This window comes from Mesorhizobium sp. B2-4-12 (assembly GCF_006441575.1).
Lineage (GTDB): Bacteria > Pseudomonadota > Alphaproteobacteria > Rhizobiales > Rhizobiaceae > Mesorhizobium.
Genome location: NZ_VFVC01000011.1, coordinates 26,433 through 48,807, shown reverse-complemented (window position 1 = coordinate 48,807; position 22,375 = coordinate 26,433). Strand labels below are relative to the sequence as shown.

At 64.2% G+C, this 22,375-nt stretch carries 11 protein-coding genes; 4 read left to right on the top strand and 7 right to left on the bottom strand.

Features of this window, described 5'->3' with window-relative positions; genetic code table 11:
* Positions 1-113: 113 nt before the first annotated feature.
* Positions 114-1,100 (bottom strand): sulfate ABC transporter substrate-binding protein, encoded by a 987-nt coding sequence (locus FJ934_RS09295; RefSeq protein ID WP_140608984.1) that lies wholly within the window; start codon positions 1,098-1,100, stop codon positions 114-116.
* A gap of 223 nt (positions 1,101-1,323) precedes the next feature.
* Between FJ934_RS09295 and FJ934_RS09290 the strand changes: the two genes are divergently transcribed.
* Both FJ934_RS09290 and FJ934_RS09285 read left to right on the top strand, forming a co-directional pair.
* Positions 1,324-1,596, top strand: coding sequence for an antitoxin (locus tag FJ934_RS09290; RefSeq protein ID WP_140608982.1), 273 nt, complete (start codon positions 1,324-1,326; stop codon positions 1,594-1,596).
* On the top strand, positions 1,593-1,994 hold the full coding sequence (locus FJ934_RS09285; protein ID WP_181165565.1) for a type II toxin-antitoxin system VapC family toxin: 402 nt from the start codon (positions 1,593-1,595) through the stop codon (positions 1,992-1,994). The genes FJ934_RS09290 and FJ934_RS09285 overlap by 4 nt, the downstream gene beginning before the upstream one ends.
* Positions 1,995-2,001: 7 nt before the next feature.
* Here the strand turns inward: FJ934_RS09285 and FJ934_RS09280 are convergent, their stop codons facing one another.
* The 6 genes from FJ934_RS09280 to FJ934_RS09250 form a co-directional block, all read right to left on the bottom strand.
* The gene (locus FJ934_RS09280; RefSeq protein WP_140608978.1) at positions 2,002-3,057 is read right to left on the bottom strand and encodes a sulfate/molybdate ABC transporter ATP-binding protein; all 1,056 of its coding nucleotides are present in this window, start codon (positions 3,055-3,057) and stop codon (positions 2,002-2,004) included.
* Between the two features lie 71 nt (positions 3,058-3,128).
* Entirely contained in the window at positions 3,129-4,013 is an 885-nt protein-coding gene (cysW, locus tag FJ934_RS09275) for a sulfate ABC transporter permease subunit CysW (protein WP_140608976.1), read from the bottom strand.
* Positions 4,006-4,857: a sulfate ABC transporter permease subunit CysT gene (gene cysT / locus FJ934_RS09270; protein ID WP_140608974.1), complete on the bottom strand. Its 852-nt coding sequence runs from the start codon at positions 4,855-4,857 to the stop codon at positions 4,006-4,008. Before cysT ends, cysW begins: the two co-directional genes overlap by 8 nt.
* Positions 4,858-4,874: 17 nt before the next feature.
* Complete coding sequence (locus FJ934_RS09265) at positions 4,875-5,903, bottom strand: sulfate ABC transporter substrate-binding protein (RefSeq protein ID WP_140608971.1); 1,029 nt, start codon at positions 5,901-5,903, stop codon at positions 4,875-4,877.
* 240 nt (positions 5,904-6,143) lie between these two features.
* Positions 6,144-8,234, bottom strand: a complete 2,091-nt coding sequence (gene pbpC, locus FJ934_RS09260; protein ID WP_246671470.1) for a penicillin-binding protein 1C — start codon at positions 8,232-8,234, stop codon at positions 6,144-6,146.
* 212 nt (positions 8,235-8,446) lie between these two features.
* Positions 8,447-13,927: an alpha-2-macroglobulin family protein gene (locus FJ934_RS09250; protein WP_140608969.1), complete on the bottom strand. Its 5,481-nt coding sequence runs from the start codon at positions 13,925-13,927 to the stop codon at positions 8,447-8,449.
* A 281-nt stretch (positions 13,928-14,208) separates the two neighbouring features.
* On the opposite strand from FJ934_RS09250, the gene FJ934_RS09245 reads away from it, so the two are divergent.
* A complete protein-coding gene (locus FJ934_RS09245; protein WP_140608967.1) occupies positions 14,209-16,137 on the top strand; it encodes an autotransporter assembly complex family protein in 1,929 nt (642 codons plus the stop codon).
* A gap of 1 nt (position 16,138) precedes the next feature.
* Positions 16,139-22,192 (top strand): translocation/assembly module TamB domain-containing protein, encoded by a 6,054-nt coding sequence (locus tag FJ934_RS09240; RefSeq protein ID WP_140608965.1) that lies wholly within the window; start codon positions 16,139-16,141, stop codon positions 22,190-22,192.
* Positions 22,193-22,375 lie beyond the last annotated feature (183 nt).

Genomic DNA, 22,375 nt, shown 5'->3' with positions numbered 1-22,375 from the left:
CTTTGTAACGTTTTGCATTGCGCCGGCAGAATCCCGGCCGGAACCGGCTGCCGGCCCATAAACGAAAAAGCCGGCAAAGTGCCGGCTCTCTCCGCGTCGCAGTGCTGCAGCTCTCAGCGGCTGCCATAGGCCTGGTCGAGCAGGCCGCCGGCGGCGAAATGCTCCTTCTGGATATTGCCCCAACCGCCGAAAACATCTTCCACCGTCAGCAGCCGAACATCGGGGAAATCGGCCTTGTACTTGGCGGCGACGGCGGGGTCGCGGGCCCTCAGGCCATTTTCGGCGGCTATGTCCTGGCCCTCTGGCGTGTAAAGGAAGTCGAGATAGGTCTTGGCCAGATCACGCGTGCCGTGCTCGTCGGCGACCTTGTCGACGATCGCCACCGGGAATTCGGCCAGCAGGCTGACCGAGGGCGTGACCTGCTCGAATTTGTCGTTGCCATATTCCTTGCGGATGCCGCGTGTCTCGGACTCGAACGTGATCAGCACGTCGCCGATCTCGCGCTGCACGAAGGTGGTGGTCGCGGCGCGCCCGCCGGTGTCGAAGATCGGCACGTTGTTGAACAGCCTGGTGATGAACTCCTTCACCTTGGCGTCGTCGCCCTTGAAGGCTTCCTTGGCGTAGGCGGTCGCCGCCAGATAGGTGTAGCGCGCATTGCCGGAGGTTTTCGGGTTGGGGAAGATCACCTGCACGTCGTCGCGCACCAGATCGTTCCAGTCCTTGATGTGTTTGGGATTGCCGGCGCGCACCAGGAAAGAGGGCAGCGAATAGAAAGGCGAGGCGTTGTCGGGAAAATCCTTCTGCCAGTCGGCGGAGACGAGGCCCTTCTTGACCAGGAAATCGACGTCGGTGACCTGGTTGAAGGTGACGACATCGGCGGCAAGGCCTTCGGCGATGGCGCGCGCCTGGGCCGAGGTGCCGGCATGCGACTGGTCGATTGTCACGCCTGGATGCTTCTCGATGAAGGCCTTGTTGACCTGAACGAACAGTTCGCGGCCGACGTCATAGGAGGCGTTGAGCAGCTTGTCGGCCGACCAGGCTTGGGAGGATGCGAGGACGAGACCCGCAAAAGCTGCGATGCCGAGGAAAAATCGCTTCATGAAAACAGGCTCCGGATGCAATGCGTGTATGGGCTCACACCATAGCCGGGGTGTGGAGCGCCCGACGAGGCATGCGGGGAGGCTCTGCGCCCCGGCCGTGAGAAAAGACGTGGGCGAAACAGCGTCTGATTGGTATTTCGTTCCAACCAGCCGGTCGGGCGGTCTCGCGCATTGTATTTGCTTTTTTATGCATATACATTTGGCATATGCAAAGGAGCCAACAATGCCCCAGCACCGCCAGTCAACGACGACGCCCAAAGAGGCGAAGCTGTTCCGCAACAATCGAAGCCAGGCAGTGCGCATTCCCGTCGAGTTCGAGCTTCCGGGCGACAGGGTCCTGATCAGTCGGGAAGGCGACCGTCTGGTCATCGAGCCGGTTCGCAGGCCGGGTCTCACCGCGCTGCTTGCCCAGTGGGCGAACGAGCTACCGCTCGGTCCCGAGGACGATTTCCCTGAATTCGACGACGCGCCTGTCAAACCCGAGGACATTCTTTGATGCGGTTCATGCTGGACACGAACATCATCAGCGACATGATCCGAAACCCGGCTGGCAAAGCCGCGAGTACCGTGTTGCGTGTGGGGGACTCCGCAGTGTGCACCAGCATCGTGGTCGCCTCGGAATTGCGGTATGGCTGTGCCCGAAAGGGATCGGCAAAACTGCTCAAGAAAGTTGAGGAACTGTTGGCTGAGATTCCCGTCTTGCCGCTCGATGTGCCGGTGGACGCCGACTACGGCTCCATACGCGCCGAATTGGAAGGCCTCGGCCAACCAATTGGCCACAATGATCTCTTCATTGCTGCCCATGCCTGCGCTCTTGGTATCACGCTGGTAACGGCCAACACTGGAGAATTCACCCGGATCAGCGGGCTGAAGGTTGAAAACTGGCTGGCTTGACGCTCATTCAGGCCGTCACGTTTATGACTTTCGGAAACAGCTTCCAGCGTCCCGGCCTGAAAGCAACCCGGCTTTTCTGCGCCGCCGGGTGGTCGACGGGTAACTCTATCTCGACGCGCTGGCGCTCGCCGCCGATCTCGAGTTCCACCCGCCGGGTGCCGGCGACGCGGCGGCTGGCGGCGACGGTGCCGGCGATGCAGCCGCTGCAGCCGTCGAGCAGTTCGACATCATGCGGACGGAAGTACAGCATCGCACCGCCCAAGGGCGCATGCGGCGCCGATAGCCCGATCGGACGGTCGGCGAGCCAGATCTCGCCATTCTCGACCTTGACCGGAAGCGAGCTCGATTCACCGATGAAGCCGTAGACGAAGGGAGAGTTTGGGGTGTCGTAGATGTCGTCGGCGGTGCCGACCTGCTCGATGCGGCCCTGGCTCATCACCACCACGCGATCGGCAAGCTCCAGCGCCTCTTCCTGGTCATGGGTGACGAAGACGGTGGTGTGGCCGGTGCGGTCGTGGATTTCACGCAGCCAGCGGCGAAGTTCGCGGCGCACCTGCGCATCGAGTGCACCGAACGGCTCGTCGAGCAGCAGCACCTTGGGTTCGATCGCCATGGCGCGCGCCAACGCGACCCGCTGGCGCTGGCCGCCGGAGAGCTGCGCCGGATAGCGTTTCTCCAATCCCGAAAGCTGGACGAGATCGAGAAGCTCGGAGGCACGGCGGCGGATTTCCGCCGCCGGCGGGCGCGTCGGCCCGTGCCGGACCTTGAGGCCGAAACCGATATTGTCGGCCACCGTCATGTGCCGGAACAGCGCGTAGTGCTGGAAGACGAAGCCGACATTGCGCTCCTGGATCGATTTCTGCGAAGCATCCTCGTCGCCGAAGAAGATCTTTCCGCGCGTCGGCCGTTCCAGCCCGGCGATCAGCCGCAGCAGCGTCGTCTTGCCGGAGCCGGATGGCCCGAGCAACGCGATCAGCTCGCCGGACTTGATGTCGAGCGACACGTCGTGGAGCGCCGGAAACCGCTCGAACTCCTTGCGAACATTGGCAACGCGAACTTCCATCAACAGTCCCTTTGTAGTGGATGCATGCCGTCATCCCGAAACCAGTAGCCAGTTTTGGGCGACATGCATTGCTAGTGCCCGCGGGTCGCGGCGAGTTCGGCGCCGTAGCGCATCTCGAGCAGTGTTTTCAACACCAGCGTGATAAGCGCGAGGCCGGCCAGCAGCGAGGCGACGGCAAAGGCGCCGACGGCATTGTATTCATTGTAGAGGATTTCGACATGCAGCGGCATGGTGTTGGTCAGGCCCCTGATATGGCCCGAAACCACCGAGACCGCGCCGAACTCGCCCATGGCGCGGGCGTTGCACAACAGCACGCCGTAGAGCAGGCCCCATTTGACGTTTGGCAGCGTCACATACCAGAAGGTCTGCCAGCCATTGGCGCCGAGGGAGAGCGCTGCTTCCTCATCGCCATTGCCCTGTTCCTGCATCAGCGGGATCAGTTCGCGGGCGACAAAGGGGAAGGTGACGAAGATGGTGGCGAGCACGATGCCCGGCACGGCGAACAGGATGACGATGCCGTTGGCCTTCAACCAGGCGCCAAGCAGCCCCTGGGCGCCGAACAGAAGCACGTAGACCAGTCCCGATATGACCGGCGAGACCGAGAAGGGCAGGTCGATCAGCGTGGTCAGGAAGGCCTTGCCCTTGAACTCGAACTTGGCGATCGCCCAGGCCGCGGAGATGCCGAAGACAATGTTGAGCGGCACCGAGATCGCCGCCACCAGCAGCGTCAGCCGGATCGCCGAGCGCGTATCGGCGTCGCCGAGCGATTGCGTGTAGGCGCCGACGCCTTTGGCGAGCGCTTCATGGAAGACGATGATCAGCGGCAACAGCAGGAAAATGCCCAGAAAGGCGAAGGTGACGACCATGAGCACGGCTTGCGCCGGGCGGCTTTCGGTGACCGCCGCCGAGCGGCTTTCATGATACAGCTCGTAGGATTTGATCTCGGGATCAGCCATAGCGCTTGCGGCTCCATGTCTGCACGAGATTGACGACCAGAAGCATGATGAAAGACAGCAACAACATGATCGCCGCGATCGCGGTGGCGGCGGGGTAGTTGTACTCCTCAAGCCGGATGACGATCAGAAGCGGCGCGATCTCGGATTTGTAGGGCAAGTTGCCGGCGATGAAGATGACCGAGCCGTATTCTCCGACACCGCGCGCGAAGGCGAGCGAAAAGCCGGTGATAATGGCTGGCGCAAGGCCTGGAAACAGCACACGGGTGATGATCTGAAACCGGTTCGCGCCAAGCGTGGCGGCGGCTTCCTCTACCTCCTTGTCGATTTCCTCCATGATCGGCTGCACAGTGCGCACGACGAAGGGCAGGCCGATGAAGACCAGCGCGATGACGATGCCTGATGGCGTGTAGGCGACCTTGATGCCGAGCGGCATCAGCAATTTGCCGATCCAGCCGTTCGGTGCATAGAGTGTGGTCAGCGCGATGCCGGCCACCGCCGTCGGCAGCGCGAAGGGCAGGTCGACCATGGCGTCGACAATGCGGCGGCCGGGAAAGCGGTAGCGCACCAGGACCCAGGCGACGAGCGTGCCGAAGATCACATTGACGGCAGCCGCGATGAAGGCGGTGCCGAAACTGATTTCCAGCGCATTGGTGGTGCGGCGATCGATGGCGATCGCCCAGAAATCGGTCCAGCCGAGGGCGGCCGAACGCCAGATCAGCCCCGACAAGGGGATCAGGATGATGAGGGTGAGGTAGGCAAGCGAGAAGCCGAGCGTCAATCCGAAACCCGGAATGACGCTAGGCTGTCTGAACCGCCACCCCGCCTGCGCGGGTGCTGTGGTCATGTTGTCCTGGTCTATTCTTACTGGGCCGGCTTGTAGATCTGGTCGAATATACCACCGTCGGCGAAATGGTAAGGCTGGGCTTTTTTCCAGCCGCCGAACAGCGGGTCGTCGATGGAGATCAGCTTGATATCCGGGGTCTTGGGGAGATCCGCCGGCGCTACGAGTTCGGGCTTGGCCGGCCGATAGTGGTTCTTGGCGATGATCGTCTGCCCCTCCTTGGAATAGAGGTAGCTCAGATAGGCTTCAGCGACCTTGCGCGTGCCCTTGGCATCGACATTGGCATCGACGATCGCCACCGGCGGTTCGGCCAGGATCGAGGTCGGCGGATAGACGATGTCGAAATTGTCGGCACCGAATTCGTCAAGCGCCAGGTAGGCGTCGTTTTCCCAGGCAATCAGCACATCGCCCAGGCCTTTTTGCGCGAAGGTCACGGTCGAGCCGCGCGCACCGGTGTCGAGTACCGGCGCATTGGCATAGAGCTTGCCGACGAATTCCTTGTTCCTGGCCTCGTCGCCGCCGTCGTGAGCGTTGGCGTAGGCCCAGGCGGCCAGATAGTTCCAGCGTGCGCCACCCGAGGTCTTGGGGTTGGGCGTGATCACCTGGACGCCGTCCTTCACCAGATCGTTCCAGTCGTGGATGGCTTTGGGATTGCCCTTGCGGACGAGGAAGATGATGGTCGAGGTGTAAGGCGCTGAATTGTTCTCGAATTTCGTGCGCCAGTCGGGATTGATCTTCTTCGACTTCGAGACGATGGCGTTGATGTCGCCCTCGAGCGCCAGCGTCACGACGTCGGCGTCGAGGCCATCGATGACGGCGCGAGCCTGTGCGGCCGACCCGCCATGCGACTGCTGGATGGTCACCGTCTCGCCGGTCTCGGCTTTCCAATGCGCGGTGAAGGCCTCGTCATAGGCTTTGTACAACTCGCGTGTTGGATCGTAGGACACGTTGAGAATGGTGGTGTCGGCAAACGCGAAACCGAGCGTGCCGAACTGGACAGATGTGGCGATCAGCGCGCCGAGCAGCTTCATGAAATGAGGTTTGGTCATTTCTGCCTCCATTGAACTGCTTAAAATCTACCAAGTTGATAGAAATTAGATGCAATGAATGTTGCCTTTTTTGCCCTTCTGGAGAAAATCTTCGACGACATCGGGCTGTGTCGCGAAATGTTTTCCTCATCCATGCTCGGTGAGGATCGATATCCGTCACCCAGCCTCGCGATCGGCATGGGCAATAACCTTCCAAACTCTATCTGCAAAAAATCAATGCGCTGAATCGCCTGGCCTCGTTTATTCAACGAAAACCTTCACGCTGGCCGCCCGTCCCACGGCGTCGATCACGGTCAGCGTCGAATAGCCAGCGCCGTCCGGTTGCCAGGTCGCCGTGCGGCGGCGGTCGATGCCGGTGAGCGGCTTGCCATTGGCCAGCCAGCGGAACGGCGCGCGGCCGCCCTGCAGCTTGAGCACCAGCGGCGTGGCATCGGCCGAACTGGTGCCGAGATCGATACGGGCGCCATTGGGCGGAAAGATGATGGTCGGCGCCGGCTCGGTCGGCGTTGCCTGCACGAGACCGTCCGAACCGGCGCCGAAGCGGGCAAGTGTCACCGGCAGGTCCTCTCGCTTGGGGGTGAAAGCGCCGGGCGGCTTGCCCGGCAGCGGCACGGTGGCAAGGCCGGAGCGGACAAAGCCTTCGAACAGGATGGGCGCGGCCGAGACATAGCCGGAGAGGCCGGGCACAGCGCCGGCGTCGGGCCGGCCAACCCAGACGCCCAACACATAGCGGCCGTCGAAGCCGACCGACCAGGCGTCGCGGTAACCGTAGGAGGTTCCGGTCTTATAGGCGATGCCGCGCTGCAAGGCGCCTTCCGGCGGCTTGACCCCCGACAATATGTCGATGATCTGCCAGTTGGCCTGGTCGTTGAGGATGGTGGTGGCCGAGCTTTCGGCATTGGCCGGTTCGGTGCCATCGTGCAACGTGTGCGTCTTGCCGCCATTGGCGAGCCCCGTATAGAGCTGGACCAGATCGCGCAGCGTGACGCCAACCCCGCCGAGGCCAATGGCCAGGCCCGGCGCCTCATTGACCGGCAGGATCGGGTTGATGCCCGCCTGGCGGAAGCGCGCGGTCAACCGCGCCGGGCCGACGGCGTCGAGCACGCGGATCGCCGGCACATTGAGCGACAGTTGCAGCGCCTGGCGGATGCTGACGTCACCCTGGTAGCCCATGTCGAAATTCTTCGGCCTATAGCCGCCGAAATCGACAGGGCTGTCCTCGATCAGCGTTTCCTGCGCCACCAGCCCCTGTTCGAAGGCGAGGCCGTAGATGAACGGCTTCAGCGTCGAGCCGGGCGAGCGCACGACCTTGGTCATGTCGATCCAGCCGGAACGGCTGGCGTCGAAGAAGTTAGCCGAGCCGACTTCGCCCAGAATGTCGCCGGTGCGGGAGTCGGCCAGCACCATGGCGACGGAGAGACGCGGCCCAAGCTTGGCGGCGGCGTCGCGCGCCACCTGTTCCAATCCTTGCTGGACGCTTTTGCGGATCATCAGCTTGAGCGGCTGTCCGGGCACGGCTTTCGGCAGCATCGCATAGGAGGCATGTGCCGCCAGCGCCGGCAAGGTGCGGCGCAGGCCCGACACATCGTCGAGTGCTGCGCGTCCCGCCTCGCGCTCGCCGATCAGGCCGGATGAGACCATGCGGCTCAGCACTCGGTCGCGGGCGGCATGGGCGATTTCGAGGTTGCGGTCAGGCCGGCGCTTTTCCGGTAATTGGGGCAAGGCGACGAGCAGCGCGGCTTCAGAGACGGTGAGCCGCTTCGGCTCCTTGCCGAAATAGGCGAGCGAGGCGGCGCGCACGCCTTCGAGGTTGCCGCCATAGGGCGCCAGCGTCAGGTAGCGTTCGAGGATCTCGCGCTTGGACAGCCGCCGCTCGATCTGGATGGCGCGCAGCATCTGCTTGATCTTGGAACCGATGCTGCGGCTTTCGCGCGGCTCGATCAGGCGCGCAAGCTGCATCGACAGGGTCGAGCCCCCGGAAACGATGTGGCCGCTGGTGACGAGCTGGCCGGCGGCGCGGCCAAGCGCCAACACGTCGACGCCGTCATGATCCCAGAAACGCTTGTCCTCATAGGTGACCAGCATATCGACGAACTGCTTGTCGACCTGATCGAGATGGGTTTCGAGCCGCCAGTAGCCGTCCGGCGTGGCGAAGGCGCGCAATAACTGGCCATCGCGGTCCTGGACCTCGGTGGAGACGGCGAGTTTCTTGGGAAGCGGGGGCGGGAAGGCGCGGTCGAGCTCCCAAAGGGCTGCGAAGGAAAGAGCCAGGAAGCCGGCGCAGGCACCAGCGGTTATGGCGGCGCGGCGAAGAAATTTTCTGGAGAGCATGGCGCCGCCCCTCATCGCCCTGCCGGGCATTTCTCCCCGTATAGAGACGGGGAGAAAGAGGCTGTTGCTGATGGTTTCGCCAATCGCCAGCGTTGCAGAAACAGCGGCGAAATTCGCGGCAGTCCCCTTCTCCCCGTCACTATACGGGGAGAAGGTGCCGGCAGGCGGATGAGGGGCGGCGCCATCGTCCTGTTCATAGTTGTCAGCACACCTTACGGCGCCTTGATCTCCATCATGCCGGTGGCGGTGCGGGCCGAATATTGCGGCCGGTACATGTCCTCCACCGTTGCCGCGGGATGGGCGTAGGTGCCCGGCGTCACGGCGCGCACGACATAGGCGAGCGTCAGATTGTGGTCATGGTCGCCATCGGCCGGGTTGAACGCCGCAACGAAACGGTCGTCGCGGAATTCGAGATGGGCGGCGTCGGTCTGTGCCAGCCAGGAGAAGTTCGTCAGCTGGGCACTGGAGACCAGGCCGGGGTTGTCGATCTCGAAGCCGGCCGGCAGAAGGTCGGTGACCAGGAGGCGCGAGGGCCAGCTGTTCTGCTCCGTCACCTTGAGCACGACGACATAGCGTTCGTTCTGCGTTGCCTCCGTCACATTGGCTTCGGTGCCGTCGAGCTTGTAGTAGGTGCGCGCGATGGTGAAGCCTTCACCGCCGGCCGGCAAAGGCTGGACCGGCGACGCCACGGTGGTGACGACGGCCTGCAGCGGGGTCTTGCCGGTGTTGGCGATTTCGAGCGGGCTGTCGACGAGGTCGGAGCCGGCGACCTGGTTGGAATAGCCGCCGGAATGCGGCGCCCCATTGACGGTCAGCGTGATGGAATCATTGCCTTCCTTCAGCGCACGAGCCGACAGCAGCATCCAGGATTCGTCCTGGGTGCTGGTCCAGCGGGCTTCGGCCCGTTCCCTGGTCACCAGCTTAATCAGCTCGGGCATGATCGTCGACACCGGCTTCGATTCCGCCGCCAGCGCCAGCATCGCCGCGCCGTCACGCAGCGGCGAGCCGTAGTCGGAGCGGTAGTAGTCGTAGTCGGTACTCGACTTGGCAAGCTGCAGCGCGGTCTTGAACGTCGCCTCCGAGCGCTGGGTGTCGCCGTAGAGCGCCAGGCTCGCCGCCAACTGGCCGACGGCCATCGGGCTCGAGAAGGCTTCCAGCTGGGTATCGGCATAGTAACGCAGGTCGCCGATCGAGGCCTTTTTGTTGCGGGCCAGGACGTAGAGGGCGTAGGCGATCTCGCTGCCGCGGTCCTGTACGCTCTGGTCGTAGCCGAGCGAGTTCTGCAAATTGTTCAGCGCCTGGTTCATGGCCTGGGCAGGCACGTCGTATTTCTGCTCACGCGCCCGAGTCAGGAACTCGCTGACATAGGCGTCGAGCCACAGGTCGCCGGAGCCGGGTCCCCACAGGCCGAAGCTGCCGTTTGAGGATTGGTAGCTCAGGACCTTGTAGATGGCATCCTGGACGCGGCCATGCAGGTCTGGATCGCTTTCCATGCCGATGCCGGAGGCCATCTCGTTGACGTAGAGGAGCGGCATGGCGCGGCTGGTCGTCTGCTCGGCGCAGCCATAGGGATAGCGGTCGAGCGTCATCAAGAGCGAGGGCACGTCGAAGGCAGCCGCCTGCGAAACACCGACGCTGACGGAGGCGCCATCAAGCAGGCTTGCCGCCAGAAGCTCCTTGTCGACGCGAAGCGCGCCGCCATTGCCCTTAAGGTCGACCACCAGGCGGGTGGTGACCGGCAGCTGTGCCGGGCGCACCGGCACATAGAGCGTCTGCTCGACTTTGATGCCGTCGGCATGGGCAAGCCGGATGGTCAGCGAGGCATTGCCCGCCGTCTTGGCGATCAGAGGCACGGTCAAGGTCTGGCGCTTGCCCTGGGCGAGCGTCAGCTTCTGGGGCAGGGGCTTGTCGCCGGTCGACAGGTCGCCCGTGGTGTCGATCGACAGCGCGTAGTCGCCGGCAGGGCCGTCGGTGTCAGCCACGTCGAGCCGCATGACGGCGTTGTCCCCAGGGGCGAGGAAGCGCGGCAGGCCGGCCGTGATCACCACGGGATCGCGCACGATCACATCCGACTGTGCATGGCCGACGGCATCCTTGGTCCAGGCGACGGCCATGACGCGCACGGTGCCGTTGAACTGCGGAATGTCGAAATCGATCCGCGCCTTGCCGTCGGCGTCGAGTTGGACAGGGCCAGAGAAGAAGGCGACCAGTTTCTCGGTGGGCGGGCTGCCTTGCGCCTGCATGTTGGCGCCGTCACCGCCGGTCCGGAGCTTGCCGGTGGTGCCGAGCGAGCCGTCGATCAGGCGGCCGTAGATGTCGCGGATTTCCATGCCCAGCATGCGTTGGCCGAAGAACCAGTTTTCCGGGTCCGGTGCCTTGTAGTTGGTCAGGTTGAGGATGCCGACATCGACGGCCGCGACCATGACATAGGCATTGCTTCCCGGCTGCACGCCGGCCACGGAAACCGGAATCGACAGCTGTCGGCGCGGCATGGTCTTGTCCGGCGGCGCGAGCGCAACGGCGAGCTTCTTGGCGCCCGGGTCGACCTTCAGCCATTTCACGCCGATGGCGCGGGCCGGCATGCGGCTCTCTTGGGCATCGCCCGGCCGGAACAGTGTCGCGGTGACATAGGCGCCGGCGCCCCAGTCGTCGCCAACCGGAATGTCCACCGTGCCGCCGCCGGCCGGCACGGATGCCGTGATGGTCTTCAAGAGCTTGTCGGAACCGATGTTGATCAGAAGTTCGCCCGCAAAATGCGGCGAGACCTTGAGCTTGGCCACTTCGCCGGCGGCATAATTGTCCTTGTCCAGCGCAATTTCCAGGCCGTCAGGCGTTTCGGTGGTGGTCGAGGCGACGTACCAGCCGGCGTCGAATTCATAGCTGGTCGCCGGTCCCTCCGGGTCCGAGGTTTCGACCTCGAGCCGGTACTGGCCCCAGTCGACCGGTAAGGAGACGGTTGCGTCGCCATCGGCGCCGAGGTCGACCTGGCCGTTGGCGATCGACTTGGTGAAGGTGACCGGCTCGTAGTTCCACGAATTGTTGGAGCGGTACCACTGGTAATTGCGTTCGACCTTGACCAGTGTCCAGCGCGCGCCTTTCAGCGCCTCGCGCTTGCCGTCGGGATCGACGGCGATCAGGCTGAACTTGGCCGTGCCGCCCTGTGGCACTTCATTGTCGGCGAAGTCCGGACGGATGCCGATCATGTGGCCTTGCGGGCGGATTCCGATGTTGAGCGACCGTTCGATGGCGCGGCCACCGGCTTCGCGCATGCGCACTGTCACCTTGCCGTCGAGCAGCTTGGTGGTCGAAGGCAACTGGTCGACCGAGATCGGGAAGGTCGCCTTGCCGTCATCGCCGACCACCGGCAGATTGGTGAGCGGCGTGACCGTGGGCTCCGCCGACTGTTCATCGGCGAGGCCGAAGGAAAAATCGGGGAAGCGGTCCCAGTCGCGCGACGTCGACAACGTCAACTCACCTTCCAGCGCCAGACCCGCCGCCGGCGCGCCGTAAAGGAAGCGGCCATCTATGTTGATGTTGGTGGTTTCGCTCCGCGCGATCTCCTGCTTGTCGGCCTTCATGTCGAATTCGATGCGATCCGGCACGAAGTCCTCGACCAGGAACATCTGGCTGGCCACCGCCGGCTGCTTGGGATCGGTGTGGATCGACACCGACCAGGTGCCGCGCATCGCATTGGGTTCCAAAGGCAGGTCGACGGCGTGGCCGCCGGCCGAGGCGCCGTCGCTGACGATGCGGCGGTCCTCGACACCATCCGGGCGCGAGAAGATGAAGGTCAGCGGCAGGTTCTCGACCGCCTTGGCCGCGCCGTCGCGGGCAAGGGCGGCGACATGGACATCCTCGCCGGCGCGGTAGATGCCGCGTTCGGTCCAGGCGTAGACATCCAGCGCACCGGGCGCCGCGCGCCCGGTGACGCCACGGTCGGACAGGTCGAAGCCGGCCTTGGACATGTCGAGGAAGACAAAATCATTGTCCCCTTGCTTCGCCATCAGCACGGCCGGCGCCATGCCGCCATCGCCGCGCGTCAGGCCGGGATTGAACACGGCATGGCCGTCGGCATCCGACGTCGCGGTGCCGAGAACCTCGTTGTTCCTGGCAACCAGCGTCAGTTCGGCGCCGGCAATCGGCTTGGCGGAGCCGAGCGAACGGGCAAAGACGTTGAGACCGTCCTGGCCGGTATAGGTCGACAGGCCGATGTCGGAGACGACGAACCACTGCGTGGCCAACGAATTGTAGCTGTCGCCCTTGTCGTTGACGGCTTGGGCGGTCAGCACATAGACGCCGGGCTTGCGCTGCGGCAGGGCTTCGTCGACCGGAAAGGAGGTGGTGACCTCCTTGTTCAAATCGTTGACGATATCGAGCTGGCCATGCCAGACCGGCGCGCCCATCTGCTCGGAAACGGTGGAGATGTCATAGCCGTCGAGCTGGTGCAGGAACTGGTAGCCCGACAGAAGCTGCGCCAGCGAACGGTCGCCGATGCGGAAGAGCTTCATCTCGGCGGCGTTCATGTTGACGGTGACGATCGGAATGCCGCGGCGCGCGCCGGCCGGCAGCACGAAGCTGTCGCCGGTGAAGCGGGCGGACGGCGCGCGGTCCTGCACATAGATCGACAGCACCACGGGGGCGGCGGTGACTTCGCCGATGGCGGCCGGCAGGCCGGCGCGGAAGGTGACGCCATAATGCTGGCCGTGTTCGAGGCCTTCGACGCAGATCTGCTTGTCCTTGGCCTCGACGCCCTTGGGTGGCGCGTTGTCGACGGTCACGAACTGCGCGTAATCAACACCGGTCTTAACCAGTTCCTCGGAGAATTGCGCGCAGATGCGTGGCGCGCTGGTGTCGGCATCGACGCTATGGTCGATGACGCGGAAACCCTTGCGGGCCTTCAGATCGGCATACTCGGCCTGGACGGAAGGCGAAGCCACGAGGGCAAGGCTCGCCTCATAGGCCTGCAAGGCCGGGCGGTAGAGGTCACGTTTGTCGAGGCCGGCGCCGAGCAGCGCCAGCACGTCGGCGCGCGTCTTGGTGGTGCGCAGCAGCTTGTAGGCGTTGAAAGCGGCGGAGGTGCCATTTGCCGGCAAAGTGGAGGCTTCGGATGTGTTGGCGGCAGGCTGCACGGCCAGCGTTTCGCGCGCCAGATCGAGCCAGAGCTGGCCGTCGTCGGGCATCACCGAGACCGCGGCCTCGTATTTCTGCATGGCGGAGCGATGGTCGCCGGTCAGCACGGCCTGCTCGGCGGCATTGGTCAGTGCCGCCATGCCCTCGGTCGGCTTGGTAAAGGCGGGACCGAGCAGTTTGTTGCGGTATTGCTGGGCCTGGTCGGCCATCCAGTTGGGGAAGAAGGCAAGCTCCGGCGGCGCGCCGATATCCGGATCGCCGTCGATGTTGACGATCTTGCCCGCAACCGCACCATTGAAGGGCTTCAGCTGGTTGTAGTCGGATTTGAGGAAGCACCATTTGGCCTTGGTGTTGTAGGTGAAGGCACGGCAGGCCGGATCGCCGAGGCAGGTCGTCTTGCACTGGTCGAGCGTGACGTTCTGGTCGGATCGGAGGTCGAAACCGAAATAGTCGGAATTGTCCGTTGTTGCGATTTTTCGCGCCTCGGCCGCTTGCGCGACAGTGCCCAAGGCAAAAAAGAGAAGGATGAGAATCGACAGACCACGAGCCGCGCGCATTGCCATAACACCCCTCCAGACAATTGCAGACGTCCGGGCATGATCAAGCTTCGGTCAGGCTTGTCAACGCGCGAACGCGGCAGGTTCCGCCTGCCAACGGTTTATTTTCCGGCCGATCACCGGTATGCGGACAGTAACCTCCATAGGACAGGGGATCACGCTTTCTTGCCGAAACGCAAAAGGTGTGAATTCCAAGCCCGTCCTATTTCAGACAATTGGATTGTGGCCCCTTTACGAGCACTTCAGAACTTCATTCCAATTTTAGTTTTGTGAACTAGGTTGTCATAATGCCGGCGCATGAAAAGCAGATGTCAGGGGGTACCGCGCCAGGGCGCGTGCTTCCGCGCGCCCTGCTTTTGGCCATGATGTGCTCGGCGGCGCTGGTCGCCGAATCGAGACCAGCGGCCGCGTTCGAGCTTTTCGGCATCAAGCTGTGGGGTTCTTCCAGTGACGAAGATGCGGACATCGTCGATCCGCTGCGCTACTCGGTGACGCTCTCCGCGCCCGACGCTGACAAGGATCTCGTCAAGAAGCTCGAAAACGCCTCGGCCCTGAAAGGCGACGAGGACCGCCCCGTCTCGGGCTCGCTCGGGCTGATGGCCAAGGCGCGCAGCGACCGCGAACAACTGGTAGCGGCCCTCTATGCGGATGCCCGCTATGAAGGCGTGGTCACCATCACCATCGATGGCAAGCCGCTCGACGCGTTGCCGCCGGACGCCGAATTCAAGGGTCCGCAGCCCATTCCGGTGGCGATCAATATCTCGACCGGCCCCAAATTCACACTCGGCAACATTCGGCTGGAAGGCGACGCGGCTGGGCTGATGGGCGCCGACTATGGCCTGATATCAGGCGGCGACGCCGGCTCCGGCGCGGTGCTCAAGGCCGAAGCATTGGTCGTGCGCACGCTGAAGGAGCAGGGCAGGCCGCTGGCCAAGGTGACGGACCGCCAGATCGTCGCCGACCACGCCACCTCGACGCTCGATGTGACGCTGACGGTCGCTGCCGGCCCGGTCGCAGGCTATGGCGCGACCACGGTGGAAGGCACCGAGAAGGTCGACCGCGACTTCACCGAATACATGACCGGGCTGAAGCGTGGCAGGCAATACTCCCCGCAGGAGATCAGCGATGCGCGCGACAGGCTGCTGGGGCTCGAGGTCTTCAATAGCGTGACGTTCAAGGAAGCCGACAAACTGGACGCCGACGGCAACATTCCAATCGGCGTCCAGGTCAGCGAGCGCAAGCCGCGCTATTTCGGGCTTGGCGGCACGTTTTCGAACACCGAGGGCCTTGGCCTGGAAGGCTATTGGGGACACCGCAACCTGTTTGGTCGCGCCGAGAAGCTGCGCATCGACGGGGCCATCAGCGGCATCGGCAACAACAATCTGTCGGACCTGAACTACAATGCCGGCATCATGTTCGAGAAGCCCGGCGTGATCGGACCGGCCTCGAAGTTCTTTGCCAGCGTGAAAACGGTCTTCGAGCACCCGGACGCGTATGATCATTTCTCGGTCAAGGGCAGCACCGGCCTGTCCTATGAACTCGACAAGAAGCAGACCGTTTCGGCCGAGGTGGCGCTCGACTATTCACGCATCCGCGATGCCTTCGGCAAACACACTTACCTGATCGCCAGCGTTCCCCTGCAGTATGTCTATGATAACAGGGACAGCCGGCTGAACCCGACCAAGGGCTTCAGGGTACTGGCCTATGCCGAGCCCAGCTACGACATTCTGAGCGGCGCGGCCTTCCTCAAGCTGAAGGGCGAGGGATCGGCCTATCAGTCGCTGGATACGGCCTCGAAATTCGTCCTGGCCGAACGCGTCTCCGTCGGCTCGATCGTCGGCACGGGGCTTGAGAATGTCCCGGCCGACAGGCGCTTCTATTCCGGCGGCGGCGGCTCGGTACGGGGCTATGCCTATCAGGGCATCGGTCCCAAGGATTTCACCGGCCAGCCGATCGGAGGCCTGTCCTTCTTCGAGACCTCGGTTGAGATGCGCATCGCCGTCACCGACACGATCGGCATCGTGCCGTTCGTCGATGCCGGCACGGTATCGACCAAATCGGTTCCCAACTTCTCCAACGTCAAGGTCGGCGCCGGCGTCGGCCTGCGCTATGTGACGCCGTTCGGGCCACTGCGCATCGACGCCGCCGTGCCGCTCAACCGCGACCCCAGCGATCCGCATTTCGGCATCTATGCCGGCATCGGACAGGCGTTTTGAGATGAGGACGGTCTGGCGCATCCTTCGCATTGTCCTCTACACGCTGCTGATCGTGGTCGCGGGGGCGATCGGCGCGCTGGTCGTGCTGACCAAGACCGAACGCGGACGCGACAATCTCGCCGGCATCATTTCGCGCCTGGCCTCGAGCGACGACCGCAAGGTCACCGTCAGCGGCATCGACGGCATCTGGTCGGGCGCGCTCAGCGTCGACCATGTCGTGCTGGAGGACCGCGAGGGTGCCTGGTTGGTGGCGCGCAAAGTGGCGGTCGACTGGTCGCCGCTGGCGCTGCTGTCGAAAAACTTCAGCGCCGACCGCATCGCGGCCGACCGCATCGAACTGGCGCGGCTGCCGGTGGCCAGCACCCAACAGCCCGCGCAGAGCGGCACGACGACGCTGCCTGTTTCCATTGATATCAAGCAGATCGACTTGCCCGAAATCGCGCTTGGTCAGGAGCTGGCTGGCAGCGGCATCGCCGAGCTTGCGGCGAAGGGATCGGTCAAGGCCGAAGCCACACCGCTGGCGGTCGAGACGGTGCTCAATGTTACCCGCCATGACGGCAAGCAAGGCAAGGTTGACGCCAAAATCCACTTTGCGCCGGCCGACAACAGGCTTGACCTCGACCTTAAGGCTTCGGAGCCGGCGGGCGGCATCATCGCCAATCTGCTCAAGCTGCCCGATGCGCCGCCCGTCGACATAGTCGCATCAGGCACCGGGCCGCTCGCCAACTGGAACGGCATAGCCACGTTCACCGTCGACGGTGAGATCGTCACTCAATTGACGGGCCGTCACCAGTCCACCGACAAGGGCAGCCATGTCGAGGCCAAGGGTGACGGCGACTTCGCCGGCTTCCTGCCGGAGAATTTGAAGCCCCTGTTTGCCGGCAAGACCAGCTTCGATGTCGCGGGCACCGCCACATCAGCCGGTGGTATCAGCGTCGACCGGGCCAATATCGACAGCGACGCCATGCATGGCACCGCCACCGGCATCGTCGATCCCGCCGGCGCCAGCGATCTCTCTGTCCAACTCGCCGCCAAGGGCCCGCCCGTCGTGGTCAGCGTCGGCAGCGAGGCGCAACCGATCACGCTGGCGATCAAGAACGCCACCGCCCGCGCCTTTGGCGACGGCAAGGCACCGATTATCGACATCGGCGCCTCCTTCGTTTCGATCGTCGCCGGCGGCACCCGGCTCGACGATCTGGCGGCGCAAATCCACTCCGACGGTTTCGACATCCAGAATCGCGCCGGCCCGGTTGCGGTGAAGCTGGAGGCTGGCGGCCTGAAAACCGACGTCGCGACGCTGGCGCCGCTGGTCACCGGCAAGGTCGACGTCGATCTGGCCGGTTCAATCAGCAAGGACGCCATTGCCATTGACCAGGGCACGCTGCGGTCCGATGCGCTCAACGCTTCGCTGACGGCGACAGTGGCGCTTGCCGACCTGTCGATGCAACTCAAGATGAACGCCGACGCCGTGGCGACGGCCTTGCCGCCTCAGATCGCCTCGGTGCTCGGCGGGCGGGTAAAATTCTCGGCTGCCGCGACCCGCGATCCGCAGGGATCGTTCGCCGCCAATTCGATCGAACTCACCTCCGGATCGCTTAGCGCCAGCGGCACCGCCAGCATGCACGGCACGGACATCCAGGCCGACATCAAGGGCAAATTGGGCGACGTTTCGGTGTTGTCGCCGACGGTCGGCGTGCCGGTTGCCGGCGGGGTCGATTTCGCGCTGTCGGCAAGCGGCGCCATGACGGCGCCCGATTTCACGGTATCAGCCGACAGCGACAGCCTGACGGCCTCGGGCCGCACGGTAAAGGCGATCAAGCTGACGGCGAGCGGCAAGGCCGACATATCGAGCCCTTCCGCCACCGTCTCGCTGACCGGCGCCGTCAACGACCAGCCGCTCGACATCAAGGCGGCGCTGGTCACCAGCGAGGGCAAGCGTTCGATCAACGGCTTTCTCGTCTCGCTGGGCGACAACAAGGTGTCTGGCGACCTGGCGCTGGACGACAAATACATGCCTTTGGGCACGCTCACGCTTGCCGCTCCCGCCATCGATCAACTGGCCGCGCTCGCCGGCCAGGCTGTGACCGGCGATATCAACGGCAGCATCGTCTTTGCCAAGGAAGGCGATGCGCCCTCGGTGGCCATTGACGCCAAGAGCACATCGATCGCGCGCGGCGAGGTGACGGCCAAGACGATCGCCGTCAATGCGCTCATCGCAAACTTTCTCAAGGCGCCGGCGATCTCGGGCACCATCAAGGCCGATACGGTCACTTCGGGCACCACCGAAATCAGTGGCATCGGCGTCGATCTGAAGCGCGACGGCGACTGGACCAATTTCACCGGCGGCGCCACCATCGCGGGCATTCCGGCGACCGCTGCCGGGCGGGTGAAGATCGCCGATGGGACCACCAGTGTGGAGATCGCCTCGGGCGAGGCCACGGTTCGCGGCATCAAGACAGCGCTCGCCAAGCCTTCGTCACTGACCATCGCCAATGGTACGACCAACATCGAGAAGCTTGCGCTCGATATTGGCGGCGGCTCGATGACGCTGTCGGGCAGCGCCGGCCAGACGCTCGATCTCGCGGCACAATTCTCGGCGCTGCCGGCGGCCCTTGCCAATGAATTTTCGCCCGGCCTCGATGCCGCGGGCACCCTCAGTGGCATCGCGCAAGTGACCGGAACGCCGGCTGCTCCGGAGGTCCGGTTCAACGCGCAACTCGCCGGTGCCGAAACCAGCCAGACGCGCCAGGCCGGGCTCGGGCCGCTCGGCATCGATGCCGTGGGCGCCTACACCGTCGTCGGTGGCGTCACTCTTGACCATGCCACGCTCTCCGGCGACAAGATTTCCGGCCAGGCCGCCGGCACCATCAATCCGAACGGAGCCAGCGATTTCGCGCTCGATCTCACCTCATCCGGCCCCAGCCTGCCACTGACGGTCGGAAGCCCGCAAAGCCCAGTCAAGATCGAGATCCGGTCATTGTCGGCCAAAATCGCGGGCGAAAGCACGCATACCCGGCTGGACTTTGCGGCGATCCTGCCCTCGGTCACCACCAGCCCGGCGAAAGTGGACGGGCTGTCGCTGGCACTGCACTCGGATGCGTTCGATCTCAAGAACCGCGCCGGGCCGGTTTCCGGCACGGTATCGGTGGACAAGGTCGGTCTCGAGAATGCCACGATCGCACCGCTGATCGCCGGCAAGGTGACAGCCGCGCTCAGCGGGCGCCTGACAGCCGATGCCATGGCCATCGACAGCGGCTCTCTCAAGAGCGATGCGCTGAACAGCCAGGTCTCCGGCCAGGTATCGCTGCGTGATGGCGCCATCGATCTCAAGCTGAAGGCGGATGCCCCGTCATCGGCCTTGCCGCCAGCGGCGCGAGGCATGCTCGGTGAACGGGCGCAGATCAGCGCCGCGATAAAGCGCGATCCCAATGGCGCTATCAACGTCGATGGGTTGAAGCTGATCTCCGGCGCGCTGAGCGCACAGGGACAGGCAAGCCTGGCCGACAACAAGGTGGCCGCCGACATTACCGGCGCTCTTACCGATATTTCCCCGCTGTCCAAGGACGCCAAGGGTGCCATTGCCTTTGCGCTGACTGCTCAGGGGCCGGCCACCGCCCCCGACCTGTCGCTGACCGTCAATAGCGATCGGCTTTCGGTGGCGTCGCGCGAGATCACCGGGCTGAAGCTGACCGCCACCGGCAAGGCGGATGCCATCAACCCGGCTGCGAATGTGCAACTGACCGGCAATGTCGCGGGACAGGCCTTGCAAGGCAGTGCCGTGCTGGCGACGGCGAACGGCAAGAGCGCCATCAACGGCCTGCTTCTGTCGCTGGGCCCAAACAAGATCTCCGGCGATCTGGAATTGGACGACAAGTTCGTGCCTGAAGGCACAATCTCGCTCGACCTGCCCGATATCGGGCCGCTTGCCGCGCTGGCGCTGGAAAAGGCCGAAGGCGACGTGCGCGGCACGATCGCCTTTTCGAAGAACGGCACGGCACCCCAGGTCGCCATCAAGGCGGCCACCGCCTCGATCACGCGCGGCGACCTCCAGGCGAAAACCGTTTCCATCGATGCGCTGATCGCCAACTATCTTGCGGCGCCGGTGATCTCGGGCAAGATCCATGCCGACACCGTCATATCGGGCGGCACGGTGATCAGCGGCATCGATGTCGATCTGAAGCGTGACGGCGACTGGACCGGCTTCTCCGGCGGCGCCACGGTCAAGGGCATTCCGGCCAAGGCGGCTGGCCGGGTGAAAGCCGCCAACGGCACGACGACCATCGAACTTGCTTCCGGACAGGCGACTGTCCAGGGCATCCAGGCGGTCATTGCCCAAGCCTCCACCGTCAGCATCGCCAATGGCATCACGACGCTGGACCGGCTGGTGCTCAACCTTGGCGGCGGCACGGCGACGGTGACCGGCAAGGTCGGGCAGACGCTCGACATCAATGCCACGCTGGCCAAGGTGCCGATGTCGCTCGCCAACAGTTTTTCGCGCGGCCTCGATGCGGCGGGTTCGATTTCGGGTACGGTGAAGGTGACCGGTGCGCCAGCGAGTCCGGCGGTTGCTTTCAACATCGACGCGGCTGGCGTGCAGACGTCGCAGACCCGCGGCGCCGGTGTCGGCGCGGTCAGCGTTTCCTCGTCCGGCACCTTTGCCGCCAACAAGCTCACCTTCAACGCCAATGTCGGCGACGGAGCCGGCCTTGGCCTCAAGGGCGGCGGCACGGTGACGACGGCGGGCACGCCGGCGCTGGTGCTCGATTTCAATGGCGGCGTGCCCTTCGGCATCCTCAGCCAAAAGCTTGCCGCGCAAGGCCTGTCGCTGACGGGAACGGCCAAAGTCAATGTTCAGGTGCGCGGTCCAGCGACGTCGCCGGTCATCGGCGGCAGCGTCAGCACCTCCGGCGCGCGGCTCGTCGATGCGCGCTCGGGCCTCGCCGTCAACGATATCGCCGCCGACGTCTCGATTGGCGGCGGCGTCGCCAGGATCAACCGGCTGACCGGAACATTGTCGACGCGCGGCAGCCTGTCGGCCAGCGGCACGGTCGGCATCAATCCGGCGCAAGGCTTCCCGGCCGACCTGTCGATCAAGCTCACCGACGGCCGCTATACGGACGGGCGCGTGGTGACCGCCAATCTTGGCGGCGACCTGACGATCAAGGGCCCGCTGACGTCGGCGCCGGCGATTGCCGGGACCGTCAACCTGGCCAAGACCGTCATCACCGTTCCCGACAAGCTGCCGGGCTCGCTTTCGGAGCTCGATGTCAAGCACAAGAACGCGCCAGGCGCGGTCAGGGCGCAGGACAAGGCGCTGCGGCCGGCGACGACGAGCGGCAAGAGCGGCGGCAGCGGTCTCGCGCTGGACGTCACGGTCAACGCGCCGAATCAGATCTTTATCCAGGGCAGGGGTGTCGACGCCGAACTCGGCGGCTCGCTGAGGCTGACCGGTCCGGCTTCGTCGCCGCAAGCTGTCGGTACCTTCACCCTGCAGCGCGGCCGGCTGTCGATCCTCGGCAAGCGGCTGACCTTCACCGAGGGCACGGTCGGCTTTTCCGGCTCGCTGGTGCCTTATCTCAACCTGACCGCGACAACGGCGACGGCCAGCGCCACCGTCACCATCGTGGTGTCGGGCGAGGCGACAAATCCGAAATTCACCTTCACTTCGGTGCCGGCGCTGCCCGAGGACGAGGTGCTGGCGCAACTGATCTTCGGCCGTTCGATGTCGAATCTGTCGCCGCTGCAGATCGCGCAACTGGCCGAAGCGGCGGGGCAACTGGCCGGTGTCGGCGGTTCGACCTCGTTGCTGGAAAATCTGCGCAGCGCCATCGGCGTCGACGATCTCGACGTCACCACCGACGAGAAGGGCGGCACGGCGGTCTCGGCCGGTAAATACCTGAACGACCGTACTTATGTGACCATCCAGAAGGGCGACAAGCCGGGATCGGGCAAGGCGGCCATCGACCTCAATGTCGGGCGCGGCGTCAAATTGCGGGGCGAGGCGACGGATGCCGGCGAGGCCAAGGGCGGCATCTTCTACGAAAGGGAATATTGAGGGTCTGGCCCTCACCATGGCCGGGACTGGCGCTGTCGTAAGCTGTGTAAATGTCTCTGTTTAATGGCCCGAAGAGATTTTGGCGAAATCTGGGCGCACTAGCAATTTTGCGCCAAGACTGTCGTTATCGCGCGAACCGCTCTCTTTCCAAAGTTGCACATTCGCTAACATGTTCCCAATCCA

Excerpts from the sequence above, each read along its gene's own strand:
- FJ934_RS09295 (WP_140608984.1), bottom strand. The coding sequence starts at position 1,100 with ATGAAGCGATTTTTCCTCGGCATCGCAGCTTTTGCGGGTCTCGTCCTC.
- FJ934_RS09290 (WP_140608982.1), top strand. The coding sequence starts at position 1,324 with ATGCCCCAGCACCGCCAGTCAACGACGACGCCCAAAGAGGCGAAGCTG.
- FJ934_RS09280 (WP_140608978.1), bottom strand. The coding sequence starts at position 3,057 with ATGGAAGTTCGCGTTGCCAATGTTCGCAAGGAGTTCGAGCGGTTTCCG.
- cysW (WP_140608976.1), bottom strand. The coding sequence starts at position 4,013 with ATGGCTGATCCCGAGATCAAATCCTACGAGCTGTATCATGAAAGCCGC.
- cysT (WP_140608974.1), bottom strand. The coding sequence starts at position 4,857 with ATGACCACAGCACCCGCGCAGGCGGGGTGGCGGTTCAGACAGCCTAGC.
- FJ934_RS09265 (WP_140608971.1), bottom strand. The coding sequence starts at position 5,903 with ATGACCAAACCTCATTTCATGAAGCTGCTCGGCGCGCTGATCGCCACA.
- pbpC (WP_246671470.1), bottom strand. The coding sequence starts at position 8,234 with ATGCTCTCCAGAAAATTTCTTCGCCGCGCCGCCATAACCGCTGGTGCC.
- FJ934_RS09250 (WP_140608969.1), bottom strand. The coding sequence starts at position 13,927 with ATGGCAATGCGCGCGGCTCGTGGTCTGTCGATTCTCATCCTTCTCTTT.
- FJ934_RS09245 (WP_140608967.1), top strand. The coding sequence starts at position 14,209 with ATGCCGGCGCATGAAAAGCAGATGTCAGGGGGTACCGCGCCAGGGCGC.
- FJ934_RS09240 (WP_140608965.1), top strand. The coding sequence starts at position 16,139 with ATGAGGACGGTCTGGCGCATCCTTCGCATTGTCCTCTACACGCTGCTG.